The organism is Streptococcus gwangjuense (assembly GCF_003627155.1).
GTDB lineage: Bacteria > Bacillota > Bacilli > Lactobacillales > Streptococcaceae > Streptococcus > Streptococcus gwangjuensis.
Genome location: NZ_CP032621.1, coordinates 958,987 through 978,565, shown reverse-complemented (window position 1 = coordinate 978,565; position 19,579 = coordinate 958,987). Strand labels below are relative to the sequence as shown.

Annotated in this window: 16 protein-coding genes; 13 read left to right on the top strand and 3 right to left on the bottom strand. The window is 39.0% G+C overall.

Features of this window, described 5'->3' with window-relative positions; translation table 11 throughout:
- Positions 1-3 precede the first annotated feature (3 nt).
- From D7D53_RS04845 to sdbB, 3 genes are all read left to right on the top strand, one after another.
- Positions 4-423 (top strand): F0F1 ATP synthase subunit epsilon, encoded by a 420-nt coding sequence (locus tag D7D53_RS04845; RefSeq protein ID WP_049493458.1) that lies wholly within the window; start codon positions 4-6, stop codon positions 421-423.
- A gap of 196 nt (positions 424-619) precedes the next feature.
- Positions 620-1,327: a thiol-disulfide oxidoreductase-associated membrane protein CcdA2 gene (ccdA2, locus tag D7D53_RS04840; protein WP_049500759.1), complete on the top strand. Its 708-nt coding sequence runs from the start codon at positions 620-622 to the stop codon at positions 1,325-1,327.
- A gap of 11 nt (positions 1,328-1,338) precedes the next feature.
- A complete protein-coding gene (gene sdbB, locus D7D53_RS04835) occupies positions 1,339-1,905 on the top strand; it encodes a thiol-disulfide oxidoreductase-associated lipoprotein SdbB (RefSeq protein WP_049493461.1) in 567 nt (188 codons plus the stop codon).
- A gap of 189 nt (positions 1,906-2,094) precedes the next feature.
- On the opposite strand, the gene pbp3 is transcribed toward sdbB, so the two are convergent.
- Complete coding sequence (gene pbp3, locus D7D53_RS04830; protein ID WP_120770297.1) at positions 2,095-3,336, bottom strand: D-alanyl-D-alanine carboxypeptidase PBP3; 1,242 nt, start codon at positions 3,334-3,336, stop codon at positions 2,095-2,097.
- A gap of 102 nt (positions 3,337-3,438) precedes the next feature.
- Here pbp3 and D7D53_RS04825 point away from each other — a divergent pair, with 102 nt between their 5' ends.
- Positions 3,439-4,548: an AI-2E family transporter gene (locus D7D53_RS04825; protein WP_049551951.1), complete on the top strand. Its 1,110-nt coding sequence runs from the start codon at positions 3,439-3,441 to the stop codon at positions 4,546-4,548.
- A 206-nt stretch (positions 4,549-4,754) separates the two neighbouring features.
- Positions 4,755-5,951: an elongation factor Tu gene (gene tuf, locus D7D53_RS04820; RefSeq protein WP_120770296.1), complete on the top strand. Its 1,197-nt coding sequence runs from the start codon at positions 4,755-4,757 to the stop codon at positions 5,949-5,951.
- A gap of 282 nt (positions 5,952-6,233) precedes the next feature.
- Here tuf and D7D53_RS04815 read toward each other — a convergent pair whose 3' ends face one another.
- The gene (locus tag D7D53_RS04815; RefSeq protein ID WP_120770295.1) at positions 6,234-7,247 is read right to left on the bottom strand and encodes a lactonase family protein; all 1,014 of its coding nucleotides are present in this window, start codon (positions 7,245-7,247) and stop codon (positions 6,234-6,236) included.
- Between the two features lie 153 nt (positions 7,248-7,400).
- On the opposite strand from D7D53_RS04815, the gene D7D53_RS04810 reads away from it, so the two are divergent.
- Both D7D53_RS04810 and D7D53_RS04805 read left to right on the top strand, forming a co-directional pair.
- Positions 7,401-8,567 (top strand): AI-2E family transporter, encoded by a 1,167-nt coding sequence (locus D7D53_RS04810; protein ID WP_049511091.1) that lies wholly within the window; start codon positions 7,401-7,403, stop codon positions 8,565-8,567.
- Positions 8,557-9,792, top strand: coding sequence for a tetratricopeptide repeat protein (locus D7D53_RS04805; RefSeq protein ID WP_162927872.1), 1,236 nt, complete (start codon positions 8,557-8,559; stop codon positions 9,790-9,792). Before D7D53_RS04810 ends, D7D53_RS04805 begins: the two co-directional genes overlap by 11 nt.
- Before the next feature lie 696 nt (positions 9,793-10,488).
- On the opposite strand, the gene D7D53_RS04800 is transcribed toward D7D53_RS04805, so the two are convergent.
- Positions 10,489-11,475 carry an L-lactate dehydrogenase gene (locus D7D53_RS04800; RefSeq protein ID WP_023942623.1) on the bottom strand — a complete coding sequence of 329 codons (987 nt, stop codon included), beginning with the start codon at positions 11,473-11,475 and terminating at the stop codon, positions 10,489-10,491.
- A 193-nt stretch (positions 11,476-11,668) separates the two neighbouring features.
- Between D7D53_RS04800 and gyrA the strand changes: the two genes are divergently transcribed.
- From gyrA to truB, 6 genes are all read left to right on the top strand, one after another.
- Complete coding sequence (gene gyrA / locus D7D53_RS04795) at positions 11,669-14,137, top strand: DNA gyrase subunit A (RefSeq protein ID WP_120770293.1); 2,469 nt, start codon at positions 11,669-11,671, stop codon at positions 14,135-14,137.
- Positions 14,137-14,880, top strand: a complete 744-nt coding sequence (locus D7D53_RS04790; RefSeq protein WP_033681684.1) for a class A sortase — start codon at positions 14,137-14,139, stop codon at positions 14,878-14,880. Before gyrA ends, D7D53_RS04790 begins: the two co-directional genes overlap by 1 nt.
- A gap of 143 nt (positions 14,881-15,023) precedes the next feature.
- Positions 15,024-15,821, top strand: coding sequence for a formate/nitrite transporter family protein (locus tag D7D53_RS04785; protein ID WP_000254773.1), 798 nt, complete (start codon positions 15,024-15,026; stop codon positions 15,819-15,821).
- 146 nt (positions 15,822-15,967) lie between these two features.
- Entirely contained in the window at positions 15,968-17,248 is a 1,281-nt protein-coding gene (locus D7D53_RS04780) for an O-acetylhomoserine aminocarboxypropyltransferase/cysteine synthase family protein (protein WP_120770292.1), read from the top strand.
- Between the two features lie 95 nt (positions 17,249-17,343).
- Entirely contained in the window at positions 17,344-18,618 is a 1,275-nt protein-coding gene (locus tag D7D53_RS04775; RefSeq protein WP_120770291.1) for a DUF2130 domain-containing protein, read from the top strand.
- A gap of 10 nt (positions 18,619-18,628) precedes the next feature.
- The gene (gene truB, locus D7D53_RS04770) at positions 18,629-19,507 is read left to right on the top strand and encodes a tRNA pseudouridine(55) synthase TruB (protein ID WP_120770290.1); all 879 of its coding nucleotides are present in this window, start codon (positions 18,629-18,631) and stop codon (positions 19,505-19,507) included.
- The last annotated feature ends 72 nt before the right edge of the window (positions 19,508-19,579 follow it).

Here is a 19,579-nt window from a genome sequence, read left to right as displayed (position 1 = left end):
TCTATGGCTCAGTTAACTGTCCAGATCGTGACACCAGATGGTCTCGTCTATGATCACCATGCCAGCTTTGTATCAGTTCGAACTCTGGATGGTGAGATGGGAATCTTGCCACGACATGAAAATATGATTGCAGTTTTAGCAGTTGATGAGGTTAAGGTTAAACGTGTAGATGATGAAAATCACGTGAACTGGATTGCAGTAAACGGAGGCGTTATCGAAGTTGCCAATGGCGTTGTCACAATTGTTGCTGACTCTGCAGAACGTGCTCGTGATATCGACGTTAGTCGTGCAGAACGTGCCAAACTTCGAGCAGAGCGTGAAATTGAAGAAGCACACGACAAACACTTGATTGACCAAGAACGTCGTGCGAAGATTGCACTGCAACGTGCCATTAACCGTATTAATGTCGGAAATAGACTATAAGAAAAAAATGAACTTGAGTTACCAAGTTCATTTTTTATGTTTTCTTAGGGAGCAAAACTGATGCAAAATTAGAATTGTCTAGAGATATAAAAGATAATTAAAAGATTGCATAGTTCAATTTGCGTAGCAGAAATCATACAAATGAAATTGATTATAGTAAAATAGAATTAGAATTATTAAGAAAGTTGGTTTTTTATTGGAAACGATAGTATTTTCAATCTCCGTTTTTTTAGCAGGAATTTTGTCCTTCTTTTCACCTTGTATTTTCCCTCTGTTACCTGTTTATACTGGAATTTTATTGGATGATCAAGAAAGCGCAAAAAGTTTTTCTTTGTTTGGGAGAAAGGTTGCCTGGTCAGGTCTGATTCGAACTCTTTGCTTTATCGCAGGCATTTCACTCATTTTCTTTATTCTAGGATTCGGTGCTGGTTACTTTGGTAACATTCTCTATGCCAATTGGTTTCGCTATACCATGGGAACAATTATTATCATTTTAGGCCTTCACCAGATGGAAATTTTTCATTTTAAGAAATTAGAGGTTCAAAAAAGCTTTACTTTTAAGAAATCAGAAGCCAATCGTTATTGGTCGGCCTTTTTACTCGGTATTACCTTTAGCTTTGGTTGGACGCCTTGTATTGGTCCTGTTTTGAGTTCTGTTTTAGCGCTTGCGGCTTCTGGAGGAAATGGCGCTTGGCAAGGTGCAATCTATACTCTTATTTACACTCTGGGTATGGCCATTCCTTTCTTGGTCTTGGCTCTAGCTTCAGGCGTAGTGATGCCTTATTTTAGTAAAATCAAGCGTCATATGATGCTACTGAAGAAAATTGGTGGTTTCCTCATTATTTTAATGGGAATTTTGTTACTATTAGGACAAGTAAATGTTCTAGCTGGTATTTTTGAATAAAGGAGAAAAAGATGAAAAAAGTAATGTTTGCTGGCTTAAGCCTCTTGTCACTAGTTGTATTGATGGCCTGTGGCGAGGAAGAGACTAAAAAGACTCAAGCACCAGAACAATCCCCAAAACAACAGCAACAAACGCCTGTACAACAAATTGCTGTTGGAAAAGATGCTCCAGACTTCACCTTGCAATCTATGGATGGTAAAGAAGTTAAGTTATCTGATTATAAGGGGAAAAAAGTCTACTTGAAGTTTTGGGCTTCATGGTGTGGTCCATGTAAGAAAAGTATGCCTGAGTTGATGGAATTAGCAGCGAAACCAGATCGTGATTTTGAAATTCTTAGTGTCATTGCACCAGGAATTCAAGGTGAAAAAACTGTCGAGCAATTTCCACAATGGTTCCAAGATCAAGGATATAAAGATATCCCAGTACTTTATGACACAAAAGGAACCACCTTCCAAGCTTATCAAATTCGAAGCATTCCTACAGAATACCTGATTGATAGTCAAGGAAAGATTGGAAAGATTCAATTTGGTGTCATCAGCAACGAGGATGCAGAAGCAGCCTTTAAAGAAATGAACTAGAATCAAGATTTTAAAATAGTATTTATACAATCAATCCCCTAGATTTTAGATAGTATTAATCTAAGATTTAGGGGATTTTTGCTATCAATAAATTAAGTTTAAAAAAGAAGGGAGTTCTGTATTATACAGATTCCCCTTCTTTTTCTTTAAACATAATATTTATTTTTTAGCTTTAAGAAGTTTATTATATCATAGCTTCTCGTTGATAAAGCGGATAAACTGATTCCACCAAACTTTTAAGAAGAAGGCTTTTTCTACTTTCTTTTCTGCTACCATTTCAAAACTAGGACGTTCTGTGGTGATGTAACCTTGACCAATCAAGTCTGAGTCTTCATAAGTCAAATGTCCAACCACTGTTCCGGCTTCAAGTGGTGCTGGAATTGCCTTAGAATCAGGTGTGAATTGAACAGATTGAGAAGATTGATTCCCAATACGTTCAATTAGAGAAATATCATCTTTAGCAACAGCAGTGACTGTATCTTCTTTTCCGTCTTGTACAGGGACTTTGCTATCTTGATAGGCATCACCTTTCTGAACGATTTTGCGAAGTGTGAATGTAGAAGAGATATAATCCATTAGTGAAGATGTAGCTGTGAAGCGAGCGTAAGGATTATTGTCTTGATGATCCGCATTCAAAACAACTGTGATAACCCTCATGTCTTTTTCGACAGTAGTACCAACAAAAGACTCTCCAGCCTTATCTGTGGTCCCTGTTTTTAATCCATCAAAACCACCGCGATAAGCAGGCATACCCTCTAACATGTAATTGGTAGAAGTGATTGTCATTCCAGCAAAAGTAGAAGAAGGTTTTTTCGTGATTTCTAAGACTTGTGGGTATTTTTTGATGAGGTTGCGAGCAACGATAGCGACATCATAAGCACTGAGCTTATTTTCCTCATCTTTTTTAGAGCCTGGGTAAATGTTATCACCTAGACTCTCATTGTTAAGCCCCGTCGTATTGACAACAGTTGCATCCGAAATTCCCCATTCCAAGAGTTTTGCCCTCATCATATCGACGAAATCTTTTTCTGAGCCTGCAATTTTCTCAGCTAGCGCAATAGCCGCACTGTTGGCGCTAGATACCAGGGTTGCCTCAAGTAGTTGTTCGACGGTATAATTACGAGCTTCCATAGGAACGTTACTCGCTTCAGAATTTGTCGTTAATTTGTAAGGATAATCAGAAATATCTACCGGAGTTGATAGTGTAATACTGCCGTTTTCCAAGGCTTCATAGACAAGATAAACAGTAATTAACTTTGTGATTGAAGCAATTTCAACTGGCTGGGTTGCATCTTTCTCATAGAGAATTTTACCAGTATTTGCCTCAACAGCAATTGCATGTTTAGCAGCAATATTAAAATCTTGAGCAGCAACAGTAGATGCTGAGCCAATAATGGAAAGGCTTAAAAGAGTTAAAATTATTTTTTTCATAGTAAGTTTATTCTATCATAAAGAAAAAAATATTCCCAGTTTCATGATAGAAGAAAGAAGCTTTTTTGAAAGTGTGGTAAAATAGATGAATGGAGGTACTTCATGTTTCGTAAGAATAAATTATTTTTTTGGACCAGTGAGATTTTACTATTAACCATCATCTTCTATTTATGGAGACAGATGGGAGCGATTATTACACCTTTTGTAAGCGTTGCAAACACTATAATGATTCCCTTTCTTTTAGGTGGTTTTTTATATTATTTGACCAATCCTATTGTAAATTTTTTACAAAAGTATTTCAAAATTAACCGTATCATTGGTATTTTACTAACCTTGTGTACCTTGGTCTGGGGGCTAGTTATTGGGGTAGTTTATCTTTTACCGATTTTGATTAATCAGTTGACCAGTTTGATAGCAACAAGTCAGACAATTTATAGTCGTTTGCAAGATTTGATTGTGGATTTATCTACTTATCCAGCCTTTCAAAATATAGATATTCAAGCGACAATTCAACAATTAAATCTATCCTATGTAGATATTCTACAAAATATCTTAAATAGTGTGACGAATAGTGTTGGAAGTGTCTTATCTGCGCTCTTTAGTACCGTTTTGATTATTATCATGACCCCTGTGTTCTTAATTTATTTTTTGTTAGACGGTAACAAGTTCTTGCCGATGCTTGAACGTACTGTTTTAAAGAGAGATAAGCTACATATTGCAGGCCTATTAAAGAATTTGAATGCGACAATTGCTCGCTATATTAGTGGAGTTGCAATTGATGCGATTATTATTGGGTGTTTGGCCTTTATTGGATATAGTATTATTGGTTTAAAATATGCTTTGGTCTTCGCCATCTTTTCAGGATTAGCCAATCTCATTCCTTATGTAGGACCAAGTATTGGCTTGATTCCAATGATTATCGCTAATGTCTTTACTGATCCTCATAGAATGCTGATTGCAGTTGTTTATATGCTAATTATTCAACAAGTGGATGGAAATATCCTCTACCCTCGAATCGTTGGTGGGGTAATGAAGGTTCATCCAATTACGATTTTAGTATTGCTTTTGTTATCAAGTAATATCTATGGTGTCATTGGCATGATTGTCGCAGTACCAACCTATTCTATCTTGAAAGAAATTTCTAAGTTTTTATCACGTTTGTATGAAAATCATAAAATAATGAAAGAACGAGAAAGAGAATTAGCTAAGTAAAAGTCAGGAAATTCCTGATTTTTCTTTTTGTTTAGCTAAGTGATAGGAGCAGAAGTGTCGTTTAGATTAGTAGATTAAGAATAATTCACAAAAACTTTGTAAAACACTTGCAATTTAGCTGAAATTTGATAAAATAGTAAGGAAAGTTAGACTGTATTGCCTACTGTCTATCTATAAAATATATTTTATTGGAGGCTTTTACTCAAATGGCAAAAGAAAAATACGATCGTAGTAAACCACACGTTAACATTGGTACTATCGGACACGTTGACCACGGTAAAACTACCCTAACTGCAGCTATCACAACTGTTTTGGCACGTCGCTTGCCTTCATCAGTTAACCAACCTAAAGACTATGCGTCTATCGATGCTGCTCCAGAAGAACGCGAACGCGGTATCACAATCAACACTGCGCACGTTGAGTACGAAACTGAAAAACGTCACTACGCTCACATCGACGCTCCAGGACACGCGGACTACGTTAAAAACATGATCACTGGTGCCGCTCAAATGGACGGAGCTATCCTTGTAGTAGCTTCAACTGACGGACCAATGCCACAAACTCGTGAGCACATCCTTCTTTCACGTCAGGTTGGTGTTAAACACCTTATCGTCTTCATGAACAAAGTTGACTTGGTTGACGACGAAGAATTGCTTGAATTGGTTGAAATGGAAATCCGTGACCTATTGTCAGAATACGACTTCCCAGGTGACGATCTTCCAGTTATCCAAGGTTCAGCTCTTAAAGCCCTTGAAGGTGACACTAAATACGAAGACATCGTTATGGAATTGATGAACACAGTTGATGAGTACATCCCAGAACCAGAACGTGACACTGAGAAACCATTGCTTCTTCCAGTCGAAGACGTATTCTCAATCACTGGACGTGGTACAGTTGCTTCAGGACGTATCGACCGTGGTATCGTTAAAGTCAACGACGAAATCGAAATCGTTGGTATCAAAGAAGAAACTCAAAAAGCAGTTGTTACTGGTGTTGAAATGTTCCGTAAACAACTTGACGAAGGTCTTGCCGGAGATAACGTAGGTGTCCTTCTTCGTGGTGTTCAACGTGACGAAATCGAACGTGGACAAGTTATCGCTAAACCAGGTTCAATCAACCCACACACTAAATTCAAAGGTGAAGTTTACATCCTTACTAAAGAAGAAGGTGGACGTCACACTCCATTCTTCAACAACTACCGTCCACAATTCTACTTCCGTACTACTGACGTTACAGGTTCAATTGAACTTCCAGCAGGTACTGAAATGGTAATGCCTGGTGATAACGTGACAATCGACGTTGAGTTGATCCACCCAATCGCCGTAGAACAAGGTACTACATTCTCTATCCGTGAGGGTGGACGTACTGTTGGTTCAGGTATGGTTACAGAAATCGAAGCTTAATTCGATTTAGTTCCCAGAAGAACAATTATTTAAGTCAGACACTAAAAGAATCTTGCTTTGCAAGGTTCTTTTTCATTATGTCACTATTAGTTCGTCTAGCTCCGTTAGGTGTGAGACAAATAAATGATGGCTGTGAAATATTTTTACTTTTCATGGAAAAATTGTTTTGAGAAAGGTTCCATCTTTTTTTGGGGGAGTAATTTGTTGATATAAAAAAGACAAACACTAAAATGATGTTTGTCTTTGGTGTGTAGCTCCGTTAGTTGGTCAGTTATAATTATGTTAATTAGCAAATCTGATGCAGACCGCTTCTGGGACATGGAAGTCATTAGAAAGTTCTGCAAGACGACCAGTTTCAGGATTGCGTTTAAAAACGCTTGCATTGTCAGAGTCTTGATGGATAGCAATGATAAATTCTTGATCCGGTGTCAAATCAAAATCACGTGGAGTCTGACCATGAGTCGGAACGATTTCTAACAACTCTAAACTACCGTCCGCAAGGATTGTATATACTGCGATAGAATCATGACCACGGTTAGAAGCGTAGAGGTATTTACCGTCTTTAGAGAGACGAATAGCAGCAGTACCATTAAAGCCTTCATAACCGTCTGGTAGAGTTGAAATGACTTGCATGCGTTCAAATTCGCCAACACCATCGTAGATTAGAACCTCGATAGTGCTATTAAGTTCACAAATGAGATAAGCAATTTTATAATGGTTATGGAAAATAATATGGCGTGAGCCTGCTCCTGGCTGGCTGTGATAGGTATAGAGTTTAGATAATTTTCCTTCTTGATCAAGATCATAAGTGATGACTTGGTCAGTTCCCAAGTCGCAAGTCACTAGATAGTGGTCAGGTGTTAAATCTGTATAGTGAACATGTGGAGAAGCTTGATTTTCATGTGGACCTTGGCCACTGTGTTGATCCACATCACTAAGTAGAAGACGACCATCTTCCTGACGTTTATAAACAAGGACCTGTCCCTTGTGGTAGTTTGCTGCGTACACCAAATCACGCTTTTCATCAACGGCAACATAACAGTGGGGAGCTCCTTCTTCCACGACATGATTTAATAAGGTTCCATCAGTTTGATAGGCTGCAATCCCCCCCTTATCGTCTTGACTACCAACAGTGTATAAATGTTGGTGTTGGTCAAAGGCAAGGTAGGTCGGACTTGGCTCAGCTGCAAAAAGTTCTAGATTTGAAAGCTGACCAGTTTCTGTATCGAAGTCTGCCTTGTAAATCCCTTGGGAAGTCCGACGTGTATAAGTTCCAAAATAAACAGTTTCTTTCATAACTTTACCTCTTTATAAAGATAAGTCTATTATATCACAAAATGAATTTATAATATGCTATGCGGTGCAATTCAATGGAATGTAAGCACTTTAAAAAAGAGTTATTTTGATTTAAAAATGGTATAATGAGAGAACAATAGAAAGGAAGTATTTATGGAGCAAAAAGAGAAACATTTTAGCCTATCTTGGTTTTTCAAGTGGTTTTTGGATAACAAGGCAATTACGGTATTTTTGGTAACCTTATTATTGGGACTGAATCTTTTTATTTTAAGTAAGATTAGTTTTCTATTTTCACCGGTTCTAGACTTTTTGGCAGTTGTTATGTTGCCAGTCATTCTATCTGGTTTGCTATATTATTTATTAAATCCTATCGTTGATTGGATGGAGAAGCATAAGATTAATCGTGTCATCGCAATCAGTATTGTCTTTGTCATCATCGCTCTCTTTATCATTTGGGGCTTGGCAGTCGCCATTCCAAATCTGCAACGTCAAGTTTTAAGTTTTGCAAGGAATGTTCCAGTCTACCTCGAAGATGCAGACAGAGTTGTTAATGATTTGGTCACCAAGCGTTTACCAGATGATTTCAGACCTCAATTAGAGCAAGTTTTAACAAACTTCTCTAGTCAGGCTACAGTTTGGGCAAGTAAGGTTTCATCTCAGGCTGTCAACTGGGTGAGTGCATTTATTAGCGGGGCATCTCAAGTGATTGTTGCCTTGATTATCGTTCCTTTCATGCTCTTTTACCTTTTGCGTGATGGGAAAGGCTTGCGTAACTATTTAACCCAATTCATGCCAACGAAATTGAAGGAACCTGTAGGACAGGTTTTGTCAGATGTGAATCAACAGTTGTCCAACTATGTTAGAGGACAAGTAACAGTGGCTATTATTGTAGCAGTAATGTTTATCATCTTCTTCAAAATCATTGGTCTACGCTATGCAGTTACGTTGGGGGTTACTGCTGGTATTTTAAATCTGGTTCCTTATTTGGGTAGCTTCTTAGCCATGCTTCCTGCCCTAGTATTGGGCTTGATTGCTGGGCCAGTCATGCTTTTAAAAGTAGTGATTGTCTTTATCGTAGAACAAACTATTGAAGGCCGTTTTGTCTCTCCATTGATTTTGGGAAGTCAATTAAACATCCATCCTATTAATGTTCTCTTTGTCTTGTTAACTTCGGGCTCTATGTTTGGTATCTGGGGAGTCTTGCTCGGTATTCCAGTTTATGCCTCTGCAAAGGTTGTTATTTCAGCGATTTTTGAATGGTATAAGGTAGTTAGTGGCCTATATGAACTAGAGGGAGAGGAAATCAAGAGTGAACAATAGTCAACAGATGTTACAGGCTTTGGAGGAGCAAGACTTAACCAAGGCTGAGCATTATTTCGCTAAAGCTTTAGAAAATGATCCAAGTGACCTTCTGTATGAGTTAGCTACTTATCTTGAAGGAATTGGTTTTTATCCTCAGGCCAAGGAAATTTACCTGAAAATCGTAGAGGACTTTCCAGAGGTTCATCTTAATCTAGCAGCTATTGCTAGCGAGGATGGTCAAATCGAGGAAGCCTTTGCCTATCTAGAGGAAATACAAGCTGACAGTGACTGGTATGTTTCGGCTTTGGCGCTTAAGGCAGACCTTTACCAGATGGAAGGTTTGACAGATGTGGCGCGTGAGAAATTACTAGAAGCCTTGAGCTATTCAGAGGATCCACTCTTGATATTGGGCTTGGCAGAGTTGGATAGTGAGTTGGAAAATTACCAAGAAGCTATTCAAGGCTATGCCCAGTTAGATAATCGTACTATTTATGAGCAAACAGGCATTTCTACCTATCAACGGATTGGCTTTGCCTATGCCCAGTTAGGGAAATTTGAAACAGCTACAGAGTTTTTAGAAAAAGCCCTGGAGTTAGAATACGATGACCTAACAGCTTTTGAGTTGGCCAGTCTTTACTTTGATAGAGAAGAATACCAAAAAGCTGTCCTCTACTTTAAGCAACTTGATACCATTTCACCTGATTTTGAAGGATATGAGTATGGTTACAGTCAGGCCTTACATAAGGAACATCAAGTTCAAGAAGCCCTGCGTATCACTAAGCAAGGCTTAGAGAAAAATCCCTTTGAAACTCGCCTCTTGCTGGCTGCTTCACAATTCTCTTATGAATTGCATGATGCCAGTGGTGCAGAAAACTACCTCCTTACTGCAAAAGAAGACGCTGAGGATACGGAAGAAATCTTACTCCGTCTAGCCACTATTTATCTAGAACAGGAACGTTATGAGGACATTCTAGACTTGCAAAATGATGAGCCAGAGAATCTTTTGACCAAGTGGATGATTGCTCGTTCCTATCAAGAAATGGACGATTTGGATACTGCCTACGAGCATTATCAAGGGTTGGCAGGAGATTTAAAGGACAATCCAGAGTTTCTGGAACACTATATCTATCTCTTGCGTGAATTGGGTTATTTTGAAGAAGCAAAAGTCAATGCGCAAGCTTACTTAAAACTGGTTCCAGATGATGTGCAAATGCAAGAATTGTATGAGAGATTGCAGGAATAAAATGTTTTAAATCTATATCTTATCATTTTTCATAGTATCATCTACAGGTTATTTTATCTATTGTATGGTGAGAGTATATTTGAGTTGTTGTGTTTGTATTCGAATTTACAATACAATACATAAGAAGTGAGATAAGTAATATTTTTAAAAGTACAATCTTAGATTTTATAACAATAAAAAGAAAAGTTCTCATTTTATAAGAAACTCAGACTGAAAACAAAGCCCTTAGATTAAAAGTTTCTAAGGGCATTTTTTCTAAAGTCGTATAATAGATGTCAGAAAAGTTGTGAGATGTTTCCTATGTTTCATAAAGAAAATCCAGACAATAACCGCAATCAGGTTGTCTTTTACACGCTAGATGAACTCGTTCCGCAAGAACATTTTCTTAGTCAGATTGGACAAGTTATTGATTTTCCTTCATCTATGACTGAATCGTATCCAATAACCACAAATATACTCACAAAGTGTTGATAATCAAGCTAAGTTTATAAGTGAGTAACTGGAAGTTAAGATTGACTTAGTTCGGAAAAAGCAAGGAAAACAGGGAGGGAAAGTTTTTTGTTTTGCATTGAAAAGTATTTTGTAGAGGTTTCAAATTTTTTAAGGATAGGAGATCTGGAGAAATAAAAAAGACAAACACTAGAATAATGTTTGTCTTCGGTATGGAGTTCTCATTTAATGAGAACCTAGTTACAATTAGTTTTTAGAAGCTTCTTGGAATTCTGGGTTTTTCCATGCTTCGTCAATGATAGCTTGTAATTCTTTAGCAGATGCTTGCATTTTTTGAGTTTCTGCGTCGTTCAATGGGATATTTACTGGACGAACAATACCATGTGCCCCAACAACAGCTGGTTGACCGATAAAGACGTTTTTAACTCCGTATTGACCTTCTTGGAATACTGAAAGTGGAAGTACTGCGTTTTCATCGTCAAGGATTGCTTTAGTAATACGAGCAAGAGCTACTGCGATACCGTAGTATGTTGCACCTTTTTTGTTGATGATTGTGTAAGCTGCGTCACGAACACCTTCGAACAATTCAATCAATTCAGCTTCTTGAACATTTTGAGTGTCTTTAAGGAATTCTTCAAGGTTTACACCAGCGATGTTAGCGTGTGACCAAACAGCGAACTCAGAGTCACCGTGTTCACCCATGATGTAGGCGTGCACTGAACGAGCATCAACATCCAATTTTTCAGCAAGTGCTTGACGGAAACGAGCTGAGTCAAGTGAAGTTCCTGAACCGATAACGCGTTCTTTAGGGAATCCAGAGAATTTCCAAGTTGAGTAAGTCAAGACGTCAACTGGGTTAGCAGCAACAAGGAAGATACCTTTGAAACCTGATTCAACAACTTGAGTTACGATTGATTTGTTGATAGCAAGGTTTTTACCTACAAGGTCAAGACGAGTTTCACCTGGTTTTTGAGGCGCACCTGCAGTAATCACAACAAGGTCAGCGTCTGCACAGTCAGAGTATTGAGCTGCATAGATTTTTTTAGGTGAAGTGAAAGCAAGGGCGTGACTAAGGTCAAGCGCGTCACCAACAGCTTTTTCATGCAATTGTGGAATTTCGATAATTCCAAGCTCTTGTGCAATTCCTTGGTTAACAAGTGCAAAAGCGTAAGAAGAACCTACAGCACCATCACCGACAAGGATAACTTTTTTGTGTTGTTTAGTTGAAGTCATTATTCTAAACATCTCCTTAATTTTATTCAGGGATTTCCCCAGTTATTTCAATTCTATCACTTTTAAAAAGCTTTGTCACGGATATGCTTTGCAGTTCTTGATGTAAACGTTTTAGTGGTTTTAGATACCTGAAATATGGCGGACATTATGGTATAATATATTTTATACTAATAGTGAAATGAGGCATTTATTAATGCAGGATAGAAATTTAGTGAATGTCAATCTGACAAAGGAGATGAAGACGAGCTTTATCGACTACGCCATGAGTGTTATCGTAGCGCGGGCCCTTCCTGATGTTCGAGATGGCTTGAAACCTGTTCACCGTCGGATTCTCTACGGAATGAATGAACTGGGTGTTACTCCAGACAAACCTCATAAAAAATCTGCTCGTATTACAGGGGATGTTATGGGTAAATATCACCCACACGGGGATTCCTCTATCTATGAAGCCATGGTCCGTATGGCTCAATGGTGGAGTTACCGTTACATGCTTGTAGATGGTCATGGGAACTTTGGTTCCATGGATGGTGATGGTGCTGCCGCCCAGCGTTATACTGAGGCACGTATGAGCAAGATTGCTCTGGAGATGCTTCGTGATATCAATAAAAATACGGTTGATTTCGTTGATAACTATGATGCCAATGAACGTGAACCTTTAGTCCTTCCAGCTCGTTTTCCAAATCTTTTAGTTAATGGAGCTACTGGTATCGCTGTCGGTATGGCGACCAATATTCCACCTCATAACTTGGGTGAAACTATTGATGCTGTGAAGTTGGTCATGGACAATCCTGAAGTGACCACTAAGGATTTGATGGAAGTCTTGCCTGGGCCAGATTTTCCAACTGGTGCCCTGGTTATGGGGAAATCAGGCATTCATAAGGCTTACGAAACTGGTAAAGGTTCTATTGTTCTTCGTTCTCGTACTGAAATTGAAGAAACTAAGACTGGCCGTGAGCGCATCGTTGTAACAGAATTTCCTTACATGGTCAATAAAACAAAGGTGCATGAGCATATTGTTCGTTTGGTTCAGGAAAAACGCATTGAGGGCATCACAGCAGTCCGTGATGAGTCAAACCGTGAAGGAGTTCGTTTCGTAATCGAGGTCAAACGAGATGCATCCGCAAATGTTATCCTCAATAACCTCTTCAAGATGACCCAGATGCAAACCAACTTTGGTTTCAATATGCTTGCTATCCAAAATGGGGTGCCGAAGATTTTGTCTCTTCGTCAGATTTTGGATGCTTATATCGAACACCAAAAAGAAGTGGTTGTTCGTCGTACTCGTTTTGATAAGGAAAAAGCAGAAGCGCGTGCTCATATTTTAGAAGGTCTCTTGATTGCGCTAGACCACATCGACGAAGTGATTCGTATCATCCGTGCTAGTGAAACGGATGCGGAAGCACAAGCTGAGTTGATGAGTAAATTCAAGTTATCTGAACGTCAAAGTCAAGCCATTCTTGATATGCGTCTTCGTCGTTTGACAGGTTTGGAACGTGATAAGATTCAGTCTGAGTATGATGATCTCTTGGCTCTGATTGCCGATTTAGCAGATATTCTTGCTAAGCCGGAACGTGTTTCACAGATCATCAAAGATGAATTAGACGAAGTTAAGCGTAAATTTGGTGACCAACGTCGTACTGAATTGATGGTTGGTGAGGTCTTGAGTCTTGAAGATGAGGATCTAATTGAAGAAGCTGATGTCTTAATTACACTGTCTAACAAGGGTTACATCAAACGTCTGGACCAAGGCGAATTTACTGCTCAAAAACGTGGGGGGCGCGGTGTTCAAGGTACAGGTGTTAAGGATGACGATTTTGTTCGTGAGTTAGTATCAACTAGCACGCATGATCATTTGCTCTTCTTTACAAATAAAGGACGTGTTTATCGTCTTAAAGGTTATGAAATTCCTGAATATGGCCGTACAGCCAAGGGATTGCCGATTGTCAATCTTTTAAAATTGGATGAAGGCGAAAGTATTCAGACTATTATCAATGTTGAGTCTGAACGCAGTGATGATGCTTATCTCTTCTTCACAACCCGTCATGGCATTGTGAAGAGAACCAGCGTCAAGGAATTTGCTAACATTCGTCAGAATGGACTCAAGGCTTTGAACCTCAAGGATGAAGATGAGTTGATTAATGTATTGTTGACGGAAGAAGACACGGATATTATCATTGGTACAAAGTTTGGTTATGCAGTTCGCTTTAATCAATCAGCTGTTCGTGGTATGAGTCGTATCGCTACGGGTGTGAAAGGTGTTAATCTCCGTGACGGAGACACAGTTGTTGGTGCTAGTGTGATTACAGACCAGGACGAAGTTCTTATCATCACTGAAAAAGGATATGGTAAGCGCACCGTTGCGACTGAATATCCAACAAAAGGTCGTGGTGGTAAAGGGATGCAAACTGCTAAAATTACTGAAAAGAATGGTTCCCTTGCTGGTCTTATGACAGTTAAAGGTGATGAAGATTTGATGATTATCACTGATACTGGTGTCATGATTCGAACTAACGTTGCCAATATTTCACAAACAGGTCGCTCAACTATGGGAGTTAAAGTGATGCGCCTGGACCAAGATGCTAAAATTGTAACCTTTACTACGGTTGCAGCGGCAGAAAAAGAAGAAGTTGGGACAGAAAACGAAACAGAAGGTGAAGCATAATGTCTCATAAAAAGAATAATAAGAAAATCAAACGAAAAAATCTGCTGACAAATATCTTGGCTGTATTTCTCATACTGATCTCTATTGCTTTAATTTTTAATGCAAAGATTCGTGATGCATTTATTGCTTGGAATAGTAATAAATACCAAGTTAGTCAAGTATCAAAAGAAAAAATAGAAGAAAATCAGGACACAGAGGGAAATTTTGATTTTGATTCAGTAAAAGCCATTTCCTCTGAAGCTGTTTTAGCCTCTCAATGGGATAATCAAAAATTACCTGTTATCGGAGGAATTGCAATACCTGAGCTTGAAATTAATTTACCTATCTTTAAGGGGATTGCAAATGTCAATCTTTTATACGGTGCGGGTACCATGAAGCGTGACCAAGAAATGGGTAAAGGGAATTATTCATTAGCTAGCCATCATATTTTCACAGGTGATAATGCTAGTCAGATGCTTTTTTCTCCACTAGATCGTGCGAAAAAAGGGATGAAAATTCACTTGACAGATAAGAATAAAGTGTATACCTATGAAATTAGTGAAGTGAAACGAGTTACACCAGATAGAGTAGATGAAATTGATGACCGAACTGGTGTTGATGAAATTACTTTAGTAACTTGTGAGGATGCAGCAGCTACTGAGCGGATCATTGTAAAGGGTGATTTGAAAGAAACAAAAGATTATTCACAAACATCTGACGAAATTTTGACAGCCTTCAATCAACCATATAAACAATTTTATTAGTTCTAAAAGAATCAGTGAAGATTAAGTTTCATTGATTCTTTTAATATTTTCGTAAAATAAACTTTTATGAAATACAGAAAACGTTTCCTTAATTCTAAAGTTTGTGATATAATTATCACAAATAAAAGTTTTAGGAGTTTATTATGGTTTCTTCAGAATTTATCTCAAAGATTGAATTTGCTTGCAAGAAGAAAGAAAGTCTTTATAGTCAAAGCAAATTTAAGTATGCGATTCGTTCGATGTTCGCAGGTGCATTTTTAACCTTCAGTACAGCTGCAGGTGCAGTTGGAGCTGACTTGATTAATAAAATTGCACCGGGTAGTGGACGCTTCCTATTCCCATTTGTCTTTGCTTGGGGATTGGCCTACATTGTTTTCTTGAATGCCGAGTTGGTAACATCAAACATGATGTTCTTAACTGCTGGTAGTTTCTTGAAAAAAATCTCTTGGAGAAAAACAGCTGAGATTTTACTTTACTGTACCTTGTTCAACCTTATCGGGGCCTTGATAGCAGGTTGGGGCTTTGCTCATTCGGCAGCCTATGCACATCTAACTCACGATAGCTTCATCTCAGGTGTTGTTGAGATGAAGTTAGGCCGTTCAAATGAATTAATCTTGCTTGAGGCGATTTTGGCAAATATTTTCGTTAATATTGCGATTCTTTCATTTGTTTTGGTCAAAGATGGTGGTGCTAAACTATGGCTCGTTTTATCAGCGATTTACATGTTTGTATTCTTAACAAACGAGCACATCGCTGCGAACTTTGCTTCTTTCGCGATTGTAAAATTCAGTGTTGCTGCTGATTCAATTGCTAACTTCGGTGTTGGAAATATGCTTCGTCACTGGGGTGTAACCTTCATTGGAAACTTTATCGGAGGAGGCCTCTTGATGGGTCTTCCATATGCCTTCCTCAATAAAAATGAAGATACTTACGTAGATTAAGAAAATGAGCACGATTAAGTCGTGCTTTTTCGTTTTTAAAATAGGGTAATAGCTATTTCTTATATCAAAATATAGAAAACTGATATTTGTAAACTATACCTTAAGGTGCTACAATATCCTTAATCAAACTATTTGGAGGTCGTTTTATGACTCGTGATTTAAAATTTGAAACCTTACAATTGCATGCTGGGCAAGTAGTTGATCCAGCAACTAAGTCTCGTGCAGTACCGATTTATCAAACAACATCCTTTGTTTTTGATGACACGCAGGAAGGTGCCGATTTGTTTGCCTTGAGAAAACCAGGGAACATTTATACTCGTATCACCAACCCTACAACAGCTGCCTTTGAAGAAAGAATTGCTGCCCTTGAAGGTGGTGTCGGAGCTCTTGCAACCGCATCAGGTATGGCTGCAGTGACTTATACGATTTTGGCGCTTGCCCATGCAGGTGACCATGTAGTGGCAGCATCAACTATTTACGGTGGAACCTTCAATCTCTTGAAAGAAACCCTTCCTCGTTATGGTATCACAACAACCTTTGTGGACGTGGATAATTTAGAGGAAGTGGAAGCAGCGATCAAAGACAATACCAAGCTTGTCTTGATTGAAACCTTGGGCAATCCCTTGATTAACATTCCTGACTTGGAAAAATTGGCTGAGATTGCTCATAAACATCAGATTCCACTTGTTTCCGATAATACCTTTGCTACACCTTATTTGATTAACGTTTTTTCTCACGGTGTAGATATTGCCATTCACTCTGCGACTAAGTTTATCGGTGGACATGGTACGACAATTGGAGGAGTGATTGTCGATAGCGGGCGTTTTGATTGGGCAGCTTCAGGAAAATTCCCTCAATTTGTTGAGGAAGACCCAAGCTACCACAATTTGAGCTATACTCGTGATGTGGGGGCAGCAGCCTTTATTATCGCTGTCCGTGTTCAATTGCTTCGTGATACAGGTGCAGCCTTGTCACCATTCAATGCCTTTCTCTTGCTCCAAGGACTTGAAACCCTGTCACTTCGAGTGGAACGCCATGTACAAAATGCAGAGAAAATTGTTGATTTCCTTGTTAACCATCCTAAGGTAGAAAAGGTCAATTATCCAAAACTTGCAGATAGTCCTTACCATGCCTTGGCTGAGAAATATTTACCAAAAGGTGTGGGTTCCATCTTTACCTTCCATGTCAAAGGTGGGGAGGCCGAAGCCCGCGAGGTAATTGATCATTTAGAAATCTTTTCTGACCTAGCAAATGTGGCAGATGCCAAATCGCTTGTTGTCCATCCAGCAACAACCACTCATGGTCAATTGTCAGAAAAGGACCTAGAAGCAGCAGGTGTTACACCAAACCAAATCCGCTTGTCTATCGGACTTGAAAATGTAGATGATTTGATTGAAGACTTGCGCTTGGCCTTGGAAAAAATTTAAAGTAAAAGAAGATAAACAGTGGGTTTCGACTCACTGTTTTTGATTTTCCCTTAGGCATGATATAATGGTTAAAGAAGTCTAGAAAGAGGAACGATATGAACGAAATCAAATGTCCTAACTGTGGGGAAGTCTTTACAGTAAATGAAAGTCAGTATGCCGAACTTTTATCCCAAGTGAGAACAGCAGAGTTTGATAAGGAATTGCACGATCGGATGAAGCAGGAACTGGCTTTGGTTGAGCAAAAGGCAATGAATGAACAACAGTCTAAACTAGCTCAAAAAGACCAAGAAATTGCGCAATTACAGAGTCAAATCCAAAACTTTGATACAGAAAAAGAATTGGCCAAGAAAGAGGTTGAACAGACAAGCCATCAGGCTTTATTAGAAAAGGACAAGGAAGTACAGGCCTTGGAAAACCAGTTGGCGACCTTGCGTTTGGAGCATGAAAATCAACTACAGAAGACCCTATCTGACCTAGAAAAAGAACGCGATCAGGTCAAAAATCAACTCCTTTTGCAAGAAAAGGAAAATGAGTTATCTTTGGCTTCTGTTAAGCAAAACTATGAAGCCCAGCTTAAAGCAGCTAGTGAACAAGTCGAATTTTATAAGAATTTCAAGGCACAGCAGTCTACAAAAGCTATCGGGGAAAGTCTGGAACAGTATGCAGAGAGTGAGTTTAACAAGGTCCGTAGTTTTGCCTTTCCAAATGCCTACTTTGAGAAGGATAACAAGGTCTCCGCGCGTGGGTCTAAGGGAGACTTTATCTTCCGTGAATGTGATGAAAATGGGGTTGAAATCATTTCTATCATGTTTGAGATGAAAAATGAAGCAGATGAAACAGAGAAGAAGCACAAGAATGCCGATTTTTATAAGGAATTGGATAAGGACCGTCGTGAAAAGAATTGCGAATATGCTGTTTTGGTGACCATGCTAGAGGCCGATAATGACTACTTTAATACGGGGATTGTTGATGTCAGCCACGAGTATGAAAAGATGTATGTGGTTCGTCCTCAATTCTTTATCCAGTTGATTGGGCTCTTGCGTAATGCTGCGCTTAATTCTCTTAAATATAAGCAGGAGTTGGCCTTGGTTCGTGAGCAAAATATTGATATTACTCATTTTGAAGAAGACTTGGATGCCTTTAAACAGGCCTTTGCTAAGAACTATAATTCAGCTTCGACTAACTTTGGCAAAGCTATCGATGAAATTGACAAGGCCATAAAACGGATGGAAGAGGTTAAGAAATTCCTAACTACATCCGAAAACCAACTCCGTCTAGCGAACAATAAATTGGAAGATGTTTCTGTTAAAAAATTGACCCGTAAAAATCCAACCATGAAAGCGAAGTTTGAAGCATTGAAGGGGGAGTAGAAAGTAACATATGAACGGTATTATCAACTTAAAAAAAGAAGCAGGGATGACCTCGCATGATGCGGTTTTTAAACTGCGTAAGATTTTGGGAACAAAGAAAATTGGTCATGGTGGGACCTTGGATCCGGATGTGGTGGGTGTTTTGCCTATTGCAGTTGGCAAGGCAACCCGCATGGTCGAGTTTATGCAGGACGAGGGCAAGGTCTATGAGGGGGAAATCACTCTTGGCTATTCAACGACGACAGAGGATGCTAGTGGGGAAGTGGTCGCAGAGACACCTGTTTTATCGCCCTTGGATGAAAAGCTTGTCGATGAAGCGATTGCTAGCTTGACTGGGCCTATTACCCAGATACCACCTATGTATTCGGCTGTTAAGGTTAATGGTCGCAAACTCTATGAGTATGCGCGTGCAGGTCAAGAAGTAGAGCGTCCAGAGCGTCAGGTGACCATTTATCAATTTGAGCGGACAAGTCCAATTTCTTATGAGGGTCATCTTGCACGCTTTACTTTTCGTGTAAAATGCAGTAAAGGGACTTACATCCGTACATTGTCAGTTGATTTGGGAGAGAAGCTTGGTTATGCGGCCCATATGTCTCACCTGACTCGAACTAGTGCAGCTGGTTTACAGTTAGAAGATGCTCTTACCTTGGAAGAAATTGCTGCAAAAGTGGGGGCTGGCCAATTGGACTTTCTTCATCCTCTAGAGATTGGGACAGGAGACCTTGTCAAAGTTTTCCTAACTCAAGAAGAGGCTACAGAAGTACGCTTTGGTCGTTTTATTGAGTTAGAACAGTCGGATAAGGAATTAGCTGCTTTTGAAGGAGATAAATTGTTAGCTATTCTAGAAAAACGGGACAATCTCTACAAGCCAAGGAAGGTTTTTAGCTAGTCTAACTGGGGTGTAAGGAGTGTTGTTTCCCCTAGATTATCCAAACCAGACTATAAATTTTGTAAAAAATAT